This is a genomic window from Geodermatophilus sp. DF01-2, assembly GCF_004571065.1.
Classification (GTDB): domain Bacteria; phylum Actinomycetota; class Actinomycetes; order Mycobacteriales; family Geodermatophilaceae; genus Geodermatophilus.
Genome location: NZ_SPQN01000115.1, coordinates 1 through 9,638, shown reverse-complemented (window position 1 = coordinate 9,638; position 9,638 = coordinate 1). Strand labels below are relative to the sequence as shown.

Genomic DNA, 9,638 nt, shown 5'->3' with positions numbered 1-9,638 from the left:
GATCTGGGCCGGCTCCGGCAGCCCGTGTGCGGGCAGCGCAGCGCGCGGGTCGGCGATGTCCCGGCCCGTGGGCGGACCGCCGGCGACCGCCTCGCGGAGCGCCCGGGCGATCGCCTCCGGCTCGCTGTCGGCGGGCAGGACCCGCCCGATCCCGAGACCGCGCAGCCGGTCGGCGGCCCGGTCGTCGCCCGGATCGACCAGGCCGACGACGGCGACGCCGGACGCCGACAGCCGTGCGACGGCGTCCCCGTCGAGGCGGCGCAGGTCCGCGGACAGCAGGGCGGCCTGCCCCGTCCCGGTCGCGGCTGCGGCCAGCAGTTCGGAGACGTCGACGCACCGTCGGACGACGGTGACCCCGTGGTCGGCCCGGTCGAGCGCCCCGACGAGCGCGGACTCCCATCCCGCCCCGGTGACCGCGGTGAAGACCTGCAGCGCCATCAGGGTGCACCCGCCGGCGGGACCGCGGACCCGTCGGCACCCGGGACGGTCCCCGTGGGCGGCTCGGTCGGCGGCGCCGTCGCGCCCGCGGCCGGCGTCGGCGGAGACGCGGACGAGGGAGGCGCGGAGGACCCGGTCGGCGCTGACGACGACCCGGCGACGCCGGAGGACCCCGTCGTCCCCGTGCGTCCACCGCCCGTCACGGAGCCCGCTCCGGCCACGCTTCCCTCGCCGGACGCGGCGTCCACCGAGTCGTGCACCACGACCACCAGCGGGCGGCCGCCGATCGCGTCCAGCACCACGGGCGCCCGGTCGGCCGGCACCGAGACGACGACCTGCACGGTGGTCGTGGCCGTCGACAGCACCCCCTCCGTGCGCCCGGAAACCGCCTGCACCGGCGCGGCTCCCACGACGAGGGAGACACTCCCGTCACCGGTCGCAGTGGCACCGGCGGCGGGGTCGGCCACGGCGTAGACGTCCACCACCTGACCGCGGTCCAGCCCCGGCGGCACGTAGCCGGCCTGCACCGGGAGCGCCAGCTGCACCAGCTCGGCCGGCTCCTCCAGCGCCGACCGCGGCAGCAGCTCGCCGCCCCGCACGGCCCGGGCGAGGGTGCGGCCCTCCGGGCGGGTGCTCGTCGCGAGGTAGGCACCGGCGACGTCGTCGAGCCGGACGTCGACGGGCACGAGGTCCTCGGCGGTGACCACCGTGCCCGCGGCGAGGTCGCCGGCGGCCGACCACACCGGCACCGTCGCGTCGGCGGCCGTAACCACCCGCGCGCCCAGCAGGACCGAGCCGAGCACCAGGAGGACGCCCAGGACGAGGCGGAGGTCCAGCCAGCGCGGCGGCCGGACCCGTCGGGGCGCCGGCCCAGGGACGGGAGCAGCCGCCGGGGCGGCGGGCACGGTGCGCGTGGCGCTCACAGCCAGCGGTCCCTCCATCTGCACGGACGCCGTGGCCGGCCTGGATGGCCACGGTCGGACGGAGATCATGCGGCAGGCGCGTCGATGCGCGCAGGCGTCGTCCACACGTTCGGGGTTGTGGACAGCCCACATGCCACCCGGACGGGGCTGCCAGACTGTGCGGGACCGGACGGAGACCCGATGCCCACACCGCGCTTCCTGACCCTCGACGACGTCGCCGAGATCCTCAACGTCTCGTGGTCGCAGGCCTACGCGCTGGTCCGCCGCAAGGAGCTGATCGCCATCCAGATCGGCGGCCGCGGCCAGTGGCGGGTCGAGGTGGACGAGCTGGAGCGCTTCATCCAGCAGAAGTACGCCGAGGCGCGGGCCGGCACCGTCCCCGCGGAGTCCGCCACCGACGAGCCGGCCGCGCCGGACGGACAGGACGACGCCGCCGCGAGCCCGGCTCCCGGAGGGCACCGCCGCGGCTGAGCGGTCCTAGTCGAGCCCGGGCGCGAGGGTCCGCACCACCGCGACCGCCGGCAGGGTGACCGCCCGGACACCGCGCACGGCGGCCGGACGGCGCGGCTGGTCGGCCGCGTGCTCGGCCAGCTCGAGGTGATCGGCCCCGACGCCGTCCACGGTGCCGACGTGCACCGACCCGTCGTCCAGGAAGACCTGGACCGCACTCCGGTCGCGGGCCAGGCCGCGCAGCGCCCGCCGCAGGTCGAGCCGGCTCCGCACCGGACCGGCGTCCTCGGGCGCAGCCGTGACCCGCCCCAGGCCGGCGACGGTCCGCACCGTCGACGTCGCCACGAGCACTTCCCGGCGCGCGTCGTCGGTCAGCAGCAGCCAGTCGGCGCCCACCTCCACCAGGACGCCGGTGACGTCCCCGGCTCCGCGGCACCGCAGGGCCACCGGCCTGCCCAGGGCGCCGGCCAGCCGGTCCACCAGGCGGACCGTCCCCGTCTCCACCCGCCGCCGGGATGCGTCTTCCGCCCGTTCGGCCGCGGCCTCCGCCTCGTCGAACTCCGCCTGCAGGTCCGCGAACAGCCGTTGCCACCGCATCGGCCACCTCCTCGGTTCCACTCTAGTGGGTGCTTGAACTTGCGTTTGCGTGCATTTGCTTGCTTTAGTCACGCGGCACATCGCGACGTCGAGGAGGAGACATGTCGATCCGGCGCCTGCTGGGGACGACGGCGGCGATGGCCGCTGCCGCCGCCGGCCTCCACACGGTGACCCCGGACCTCTCGGGGATCACCGGGACCGGCCTCGACCTCCAGCGCGCCGTCGACACCGTCGGTGCCGAGTCGGTACTGCTCGCCGGCGTGGCGGCGCTCGCCTGGGCTGCCTGGCTGTGGGGCGTCCTCGGCCTGGGCCTCACCGCGCTCTCCGCGCTGCCGGGCGCCGTGGGTGCACTGGCGCGAGTGGCCGCTCGATGCGTGCTGCCCGCGAGCGCGCGGCGGGCGGCGGCGCTCGCCCTCGGCGTCGGGCTGGTCACCGCAGGTCCGTCGCTCGCCGGGTGCGCCTCAGCCCCGGGCACCCTCCCCCAGGCCGTGGTCACCGCCTCGGGGCAGGGGCCCGTCCCGGACTGGCCGGCAGCAGGTCCAGAGGCCGACCCACCGACCGCGCCGGCATCCGACCGGCCGGCGCCCCCGGTCCCCGACCGGCCGACATTCGCCACCCCGGCGCCTGTGCCTGACTGGCCGGCTCCCGCGCCCGGCCACCACGTCGTCCTGCGCGGTGACTGCCTGTGGGACATCGCGGCCGGCGACCTCGCCCGACGGACCGGCACGCCCCCGACGGACGGCGAGGTGGCGTCCGCCGTCTCCGCCTGGTGGCAGACGAATGCCGACGTCATCGGCCCCGACCCCGACCTCCTCCTGCCGGGCCAGGTGCTGCGCCCGCCTCCGGCGTCCTGACGCGCGACCTCCCACCGACCCGACCCGAGCCCGGAGCACCCGATGACCGCCTCTGCCGGCCCCGTCCGTCCCGCCCACGTCGCCGAGCCCGCCGACGCGGGGACACCTGAGCCGGCTCCGCAGCCCCTGTGCGCCGCCACGCTGCGGCTCACCGTCGTGCCGACGCCGCAGCCGCCGCTGGACCCCCAGCCGGTCCTCCGGCTGGTCCTGCCCGGTGTCGCCGTCCCCCGGGCACCGCACCGGCCGGGTCCGCGGCCGCGCCCGGAGAATCCGCCGGCGGGCTTCGCGACGGGCTTCGAACCGGCGTGGTCGGTCCGCGCCGAGCTGCCCGACCCGCGCGTCGCCGGTCGGCGGCTGCTGACGCTCACCCTCGAGGCGCTCGCCGGGCGGCGGCCGCTGACCCAGGTGCAGCCGCTGGCCGCCGTCGGCGTCTATGCCGGCCTCTCCAGCGGCCGCCGGCCCCGGTGGTGCGCGAGCGGAACCGCTCCGGTGCTGCTGGGGCCCGTCCACGTCTGCGAACCGGTGGACGGCGTGGCCGAGGTGAGCGCGGTGGCCCGCCGCTCGGGCCGGGCACATGCGGTCGCCGCGCGGCTCGAGGGAATCGACGGCCGGTGGCGGTGCACGGCGCTGCAGATCGGCTGAACGGCCCCGTCCCGGGCCCCGCCCTGAGCCTGCGAAGGGTCGGGTGGCCTCGTCCAGGGCACCGCCGCGAGCCTGCGAGCGGTGGGGAGGGCGGGGTCCTTCAGGGGGTCCTTTCTCAGGCGCGCGAGGGTCCTCCGTGGCAGACCTTGTACTTCTTGCCCGAACCACAGGGGCAGGGCGCGTTGCGGGCCGGCTCCTTGGTGCCGGTCACGGTCGCGGTCTTGGCCGCCTTGGCCGGGCCGCTCTCCTTCGGGGAGGCGTCCAGGCTCGGCGCCGAGTAGCTGAGCTGCTCGGTGGTGCGCCGCGGCTCGTCGAGGCCCTTGACCGACAGCTCGGGACCGGTATCCGAGCGCGTCGGCTCCTCCACCTCCGGCGCCGCCGGAGCGGCCTGCGCTACGGCCGGCCGGGACTTCCGCGCCGAGGAGCTCCGGCGGGCCGCCGGGGCCGACGCGGGAGCGGGGGCCTCAGCGGGAACCGGAGCGGGAGACGGAGCGGAAGCCTGCGCCGCCGGAGCTGGGGCCCCGGCGGGAGCCGGGGCAGGAGCCTGCGCGGCCGGAGCAGGAGCCTGCGCCGCCGGAGCAGGGGCCTCGGCCGGAGCCGGAGCAGGAGTCTGCGCCGCCGGGGCCGGAGCGGACGCCCCGTCGGCAGTCGGCGCCGCGGCGGCCGCAGGCGCGGCACCGTCGCCGTCGGCCCGGGCGGGAACCGGCTGCGCCGGAGCGGGGGCAGCCGTCGGTGCAGCCGCCGGTGCCGATGCCGCAGGCGCCGCTGCGGCCTGCGCGGCCGCCCGACGGGCCCGCACGCGCGCCGTCCCCTGCTGGGCCGCCGCCAGCGCCCGGGCCTCGGCCTCGGCCTGCTTGGCCGCCGCGTCCGCCGCCTGCTGCTCCTTGGTCTTGACCTCCAGGTTGAACAGGAAGCCGACCGACTCCTCCTTGATGCCGTCGAGCATCGTCATGAACATGTCGTAGCCCTCGCGCTGGTACTCCACAACCGGGTCGCGGTTGGCCATCGCGCGCAGGTGGATACCGGCCCGCAGGTAGTCCATCTCGTAGAGGTGCTCGCGCCACTTGCGGTCGAGCACCGAGAGCAGCACCCGCCGTTCGAGCTCACGCATGACCTCCGAGCCCAGCGCGGACTCCCGCTCCTCGTAGGCACGGTGCACGTCGTCGAGCAGCTCGCGTCGGAGCACGTCGGCGGTCAGTGCCGCCTGGTCGCCGTCGGCCACCCGGTCGATGAGCTCCTCGCGGTCCACGCCCACCGGATAGAGAGCCTTGAGGCCGGTCCACAGCTGCTCGAGGTCCCAGTCCTCGGCGTAGCCCATCTCGGTCGCGCCGTCGACGTAGGCCCGGATGACGTCGTCGACCATCTTTCGGACCTGCTCGTGCAGGTCCTCCCCATCGAGCACCGCGCGGCGCTCGGCGTAGATGACGGTGCGCTGGCGGTTGAGCACCTCGTCGTACTTGAGGACGTCCTTACGGACTTCGAAGTTCTGCTGCTCGACCTGGGTCTGCGCCGACAGGATCGCGCGGCTGACCATCTTCGACTCGATCGGCTGGTCGTCCGGGACCCGCAGCGTGGTCATCATCGACTCGAGCATCGGGCCGTTGAACCGCCGCATGAGGTCGTCGCCCAGCGACAGGTAGAAGCGCGACTCACCGGGGTCGCCCTGGCGGCCCGAACGGCCGCGCAGCTGGTTGTCGATCCGCCGGCTCTCGTGCCGCTCGGTGCCCAGGACGTAGAGGCCGCCGGCCCCGGTCACCTGCTCGTGCTCGGCCTCCACCTGGCTCTTGGCCTTCGCGACCGCGTCGTCCCAGGCCGCCTCGTACTCCTCCGGCGTCTCCGCCGGCGACAGCCCGCGGGCGCGCAGCTGCTCGTCGGCGATGAACTCGGGGTTGCCGCCGAGCTGGATGTCGGTACCGCGGCCGGCCATGTTGGTGGCCACGGTGACCGCGCCCAGCCGCCCGGCCTGGGCGACGATGTGCGCCTCCCGGGCGTGGTTCTTGGCGTTGAGCACCTCGTGCGGGATGCCGCGGCGCAACAGCAGCTTGGCGAGGACCTCGGACTTCTCCACGCTGGCCGTGCCGACCAGCACCGGCTGCCCGGCCTCGTGCCGCTCGGCGATGTCGTCGATGACGGCGTCGAACTTCGCCTTCTCCGTCTTGTAGATGACGTCGGAGCGGTCCCCGCGGACCATCGGCCGGTTCGTCGGGATCGGGACGACGCCCAGCTTGTAGGTCTGGGAGAGCTCGGCCGCCTCGGTCTGGGCGGTGCCGGTCATCCCGGAGAGCTTCTCGTAGAGCCGGAAGTAGTTCTGCAGCGTGATCGTGGCGAGGGTCTGGTTCTCGTCCTTGATCTGCACCCGCTCCTTGGCCTCGATGGCCTGGTGCATGCCCTCGTTGTAGCGCCGGCCCGACAGCACGCGGCCGGTGAACTCGTCGACGATGAGCACCTCGCCGTTGCTGACGATGTACTGCTGATCGCGGTGGTAGAGCTCCTTGGCCTTGAGCGCGTTGTTCAGGAAACTGATCAGCGGGGTGTTGGCCGCCTCGTAGAGGTTCTCGATGCCGATCTGGTCCTCGACGAACTCCACGCCCTCCTCGGTGATGGCGACCGTGCGCTTGGACTCCTCCACCTCGTAGTGGACGTCGCGCTGCATCAGCGGGGCCAGGCGCGCGAACTCGCCGTACCAGCGGTGCATCGCCGGGTCGCCGGCCGGGCCGCTGATGATCAGCGGCGTCCGCGCCTCGTCGATGAGGATCGAGTCGACCTCGTCGACGATCGCGTAGTGGTGCCCGCGCTGGACCAGGTCGGCCTTGCTCCAGGCCATGTTGTCGCGCAGGTAGTCGAAGCCGAACTCGTTGTTCGTGCCGTAGGTGATGTCGCAGGCGTACTGCTCGCGGCGCTGCGCCGGGCGCTCGCCGGAGAGGATGACGCCGACGGAGAGGCCGAGGAAGCGGTGCACCCGGCCCATCCACTCGGCGTCGCGCCTGGCCAGGTAGTCGTTGACCGTGACCACGTGCACGCCCTTGCCGGGAAGCGCGTTGAGGTAGGCGGGCAGGACGCCGGTCAGCGTCTTGCCCTCACCGGTGCGCATCTCGGCGATGTTCCCGAGGTGCAGCGCGGCGCCGCCCATGATCTGCACCCGGAAGTGCCGCTGCCCCAGGGTGCGGGTGGCGGCCTCGCGGACGACGGCGAAGGCCTCCGGCAGGAGGTGGTCGAGGGTCTCCCCCTCCTCCAGGCGCTCCTTGAACTCGTCGGTCTTGGCCCGCAGCTCCGCGTCGGTGAGGTCGGCGACGTCGTCCGCCAGCGACTCGACCGCATCCGCGATCTTGTTCAGTCGTCGGAGGATCTTGCCCTCACCGGCTCGGAGGATCTTCGAGAACACCACGTCCCCAGGGTAGGCGGCGAACGGGCGAGTCCCCGTGCGGCGGCCCACAATCCCCCCGTGGCGCACGACCTCGACGACCTGCCCCCGGGCCTGCTCACCCTCCTCAGCGAGCGGCACCTGGCCACGCTGACCACGCTGCGCGCCGACGGCGGCCCGCACGTCGTCCCCGTCGGGGTCACCTACGACCCGGCCACCCGGACCGCCCGGGTCATCACCTCGGGTACCTCGGCCAAGGCGCGGCACGTGCGCTCCGGGCGCGCGCGGGTCGCGGTGTGCCAGGTCGACGGCCGCCGGTGGGTGACCCTCGAGGGGACGGCGGCGGTGCGCGACGACCCCGCCTCGGTCGCCGACGCCGAAGCTCGCTACGCCCGCCGGTACCGGACGCCGCGGGAGAACCCGGCACGGGTGGTCCTGGAGATCTCGGTCGACCGGGTACTCGGCAACCCCGGCTGACGACAGCCGTTCCCGAGGGGCATCGCAGCGAGCGAGGAGCGGACCGACGCGGGAGCCAGGCCCGGAGGCACTGCAGGACGGGCCGGGTGACCACGCACCCGAGCGGGCTGGACCTCTCCGCCGTCGACCTGACCACCGAGGTGGTGCGCACCGACCGGCTGGTGCTGGCCCCTACCGTCCCGACGACGAGGACGCCGTCCTGCGCGCCTGCCAGGACCCCCACATCCAGCGCCGGATCGGCGTCCTGCCGGGCCCCTACACCCGCGAGGACGCCCGGAACTTTGTGGCCGGCGTGGCCCCGGCCGAGCGGGACGAGGCGCGCGATGCCCGCCGCGGTCGAGGCCGGCGGCGAGTTCGTGGGGTCGACCGCCTCCACCTGGGCGGTGGGCGGCTCGGCCCCGAGGTCGGCTACTGGTCGAAGGACCCCGTGTCCCCCTGCACGGGGCCGGGCACTGGGCGCGGTGCTCCTCGGGTGCACCTGTACGCCGACGTCGGGAACACTGCCTCGCAGCCCGTCGCCGAGCGGGCCGGCTTCGGTCGCGAGGGCGTCGTCCGCTCGTGCCTGGAGTACCGGGACGGAACCCGCGGCGACGCGGCCCTGTACGGCCGCGTCCGCTGAGCGCAGTGCGGGAGCGCAGAGCACCTGCGCTCCCGCAGTGGCCTACGGGATCAGAGGGGGACCGCCGCTGGCTGGGCGGACCGGCGCTCGGCGGCGCCGTCGAGGGCCGGGTCGACGAGCCGGATGAGGCCGTAGTCGTAGGCGTGCCTGCGGTAGACGACCGTCGGCTGCCCCGTGTCGGCGCACTGAAAGAGGTAGAAGTCGTGGCCGACCAGCTCCATCTCGTGGAGGGCCTGGTCGACGGTCATCGGGGTGGCGGGGTGGTGCTTCTCCCGCACCACCCGCCCGGGCAGGTGCTCGTCGAGATCGGTGACGTGCGGGCCCTCCGCGAGCTGCCGGTCGCGGTCGAGAGCCTCGAGGACGTCGGGACCGGGGCCGCCGCCCACCCGGACGCTGGCCGGGGTCCGCCGGCCGTGGTGCACGCGGCGGCGGTCGGCGGCCTTGCGCAGCCGGTGGTCGAGCTTGCCGGCGGCCAGGTCCAGCGCCGCGTAGAAGTCCGGCGCGGCGGCCTCGGCGCGGACGACGGGGCCCTTGCCACGGAGGGTGATCTCCACGCGCTGGCACCTGCCGGACTGGCGGGGGTTCTTCTCGTGGAAGAGCTCCACGTCGATCCGCAGGATCTTCAGTTTCCCGTCGAACCGGTCGGACTGGCCGACCTTGTCCTCGACGTGCTGTCGGTAGTGCTCGGGGACGTCGACGTTGCGGCCACGGACCACGATCTCCATGAGACCTCCCGGGTAGCTCGGGGTGTGATCGAACCCACGCTAGTCCCCGTTCCCAGGTCCCGACAGTCGACCTCCCGGCCCCGTCCGGGTGGGTCGGTAAGACCTGCACGCGGCCCCTCCGGCGGGCCGCCGCGGGGTCGCCGCGACGACCGCGGCGAGCACCGGGAGACCGGCCGGGACGGCCGCGGGCGTCAGCACCGCGGCCGCCTCGGTGAGCGTCGCGCCGCTGCTGACCACGTCGTCGACGAGCACCAGGACCGCGCCCGCGGGCACGTCGCGACGGCCGGGGCGCAGGGCGAAGGTGCCGGCCAGGTTGGCCCGCCGCTGCGCAGCCGACAGTCCCGCGGAGTCCCGGGCCCGCCCGCTGCGGCGCAACAGTCGCACCTCCTCAGCCGACACCCCGGCGGACCGGAGCTCGGCGACCGCGGCACCAGCCGCAGCGTCCACATCCGCCCGGTCGGCGTGGGGGTGCAGAGGACCACCGCCTCGACGAGGGCGCCACTGGCCGTGCGCACCGGCAGGTTCATGCGGGCGCTGCGTTCCCGGCGCAGC

Annotated in this window: 10 protein-coding genes and 1 pseudogene; 5 read left to right on the top strand and 6 right to left on the bottom strand. The window is 75.0% G+C overall.

The genetic code is table 11. The features are described from left to right. Both E4P41_RS20050 and E4P41_RS20045 read right to left on the bottom strand, forming a co-directional pair. Positions 1 to 438: pseudogene (locus E4P41_RS20050) on the bottom strand (chromosome partitioning protein); the annotation flags it as partial. Further along, complete coding sequence (locus E4P41_RS20045) at positions 438 to 1,361, bottom strand: SAF domain-containing protein (RefSeq protein WP_245177516.1); 924 nt, start codon at positions 1,359 to 1,361, stop codon at positions 438 to 440. The pseudogene E4P41_RS20050 and the gene E4P41_RS20045, both read right to left, overlap by 1 nt. Before the next feature lie 180 nt (positions 1,362 to 1,541). On the opposite strand from E4P41_RS20045, the gene E4P41_RS20040 reads away from it, so the two are divergent. Further along, a complete protein-coding gene (locus E4P41_RS20040; RefSeq protein ID WP_135142990.1) occupies positions 1,542 to 1,832 on the top strand; it encodes a helix-turn-helix domain-containing protein in 291 nt (96 codons plus the stop codon). A gap of 6 nt (positions 1,833 to 1,838) precedes the next feature. Here E4P41_RS20040 and E4P41_RS20035 read toward each other — a convergent pair whose 3' ends face one another. Further along, positions 1,839 to 2,408: a hypothetical protein gene (locus tag E4P41_RS20035; protein WP_135142989.1), complete on the bottom strand. Its 570-nt coding sequence runs from the start codon at positions 2,406 to 2,408 to the stop codon at positions 1,839 to 1,841. 101 nt (positions 2,409 to 2,509) lie between these two features. On the opposite strand from E4P41_RS20035, the gene E4P41_RS20030 reads away from it, so the two are divergent. Both E4P41_RS20030 and E4P41_RS20025 read left to right on the top strand, forming a co-directional pair. After that, positions 2,510 to 3,262, top strand: a complete 753-nt coding sequence (locus E4P41_RS20030) for a hypothetical protein (RefSeq protein ID WP_135142988.1) — start codon at positions 2,510 to 2,512, stop codon at positions 3,260 to 3,262. A 42-nt stretch (positions 3,263 to 3,304) separates the two neighbouring features. Beyond that, the gene (locus E4P41_RS20025) at positions 3,305 to 3,904 is read left to right on the top strand and encodes an Rv3235 family protein (protein ID WP_135142987.1); all 600 of its coding nucleotides are present in this window, start codon (positions 3,305 to 3,307) and stop codon (positions 3,902 to 3,904) included. Between the two features lie 115 nt (positions 3,905 to 4,019). On the opposite strand, the gene secA is transcribed toward E4P41_RS20025, so the two are convergent. Beyond that, positions 4,020 to 7,289 carry a preprotein translocase subunit SecA gene (gene secA, locus E4P41_RS20020; RefSeq protein ID WP_280661384.1) on the bottom strand — a complete coding sequence of 1,090 codons (3,270 nt, stop codon included), beginning with the start codon at positions 7,287 to 7,289 and terminating at the stop codon, positions 4,020 to 4,022. 57 nt (positions 7,290 to 7,346) lie between these two features. On the opposite strand from secA, the gene E4P41_RS20015 reads away from it, so the two are divergent. Beyond that, entirely contained in the window at positions 7,347 to 7,742 is a 396-nt protein-coding gene (locus E4P41_RS20015; protein WP_135142986.1) for a PPOX class F420-dependent oxidoreductase, read from the top strand. Positions 7,743 to 8,025: 283 nt separating this feature from the next. Then, the gene (locus E4P41_RS22405) at positions 8,026 to 8,361 is read left to right on the top strand and encodes a GNAT family protein (RefSeq protein ID WP_167761192.1); all 336 of its coding nucleotides are present in this window, start codon (positions 8,026 to 8,028) and stop codon (positions 8,359 to 8,361) included. A gap of 50 nt (positions 8,362 to 8,411) precedes the next feature. On the opposite strand, the gene raiA is transcribed toward E4P41_RS22405, so the two are convergent. Both raiA and E4P41_RS20005 read right to left on the bottom strand, forming a co-directional pair. After that, positions 8,412 to 9,086 (bottom strand): ribosome-associated translation inhibitor RaiA, encoded by a 675-nt coding sequence (raiA, locus tag E4P41_RS20010; RefSeq protein WP_135142985.1) that lies wholly within the window; start codon positions 9,084 to 9,086, stop codon positions 8,412 to 8,414. A 39-nt stretch (positions 9,087 to 9,125) separates the two neighbouring features. After that, positions 9,126 to 9,485, bottom strand: coding sequence for a hypothetical protein (locus E4P41_RS20005; protein WP_245177515.1), 360 nt, complete (start codon positions 9,483 to 9,485; stop codon positions 9,126 to 9,128). Positions 9,486 to 9,638 lie beyond the last annotated feature (153 nt).

Bases quoted from the DNA above. Each gene is read 5' to 3' on its own strand.
- E4P41_RS20040 (WP_135142990.1), top strand. From the start codon at position 1,542: ATGCCCACACCGCGCTTCCTGACCCTCGACGACGTCGCCGAGATCCTC.
- E4P41_RS20035 (WP_135142989.1), bottom strand. From the start codon at position 2,408: ATGCGGTGGCAACGGCTGTTCGCGGACCTGCAGGCGGAGTTCGACGAG.
- E4P41_RS20030 (WP_135142988.1), top strand. From the start codon at position 2,510: ATGTCGATCCGGCGCCTGCTGGGGACGACGGCGGCGATGGCCGCTGCC.
- E4P41_RS20025 (WP_135142987.1), top strand. From the start codon at position 3,305: ATGACCGCCTCTGCCGGCCCCGTCCGTCCCGCCCACGTCGCCGAGCCC.
- raiA (WP_135142985.1), bottom strand. From the start codon at position 9,086: ATGGAGATCGTGGTCCGTGGCCGCAACGTCGACGTCCCCGAGCACTAC.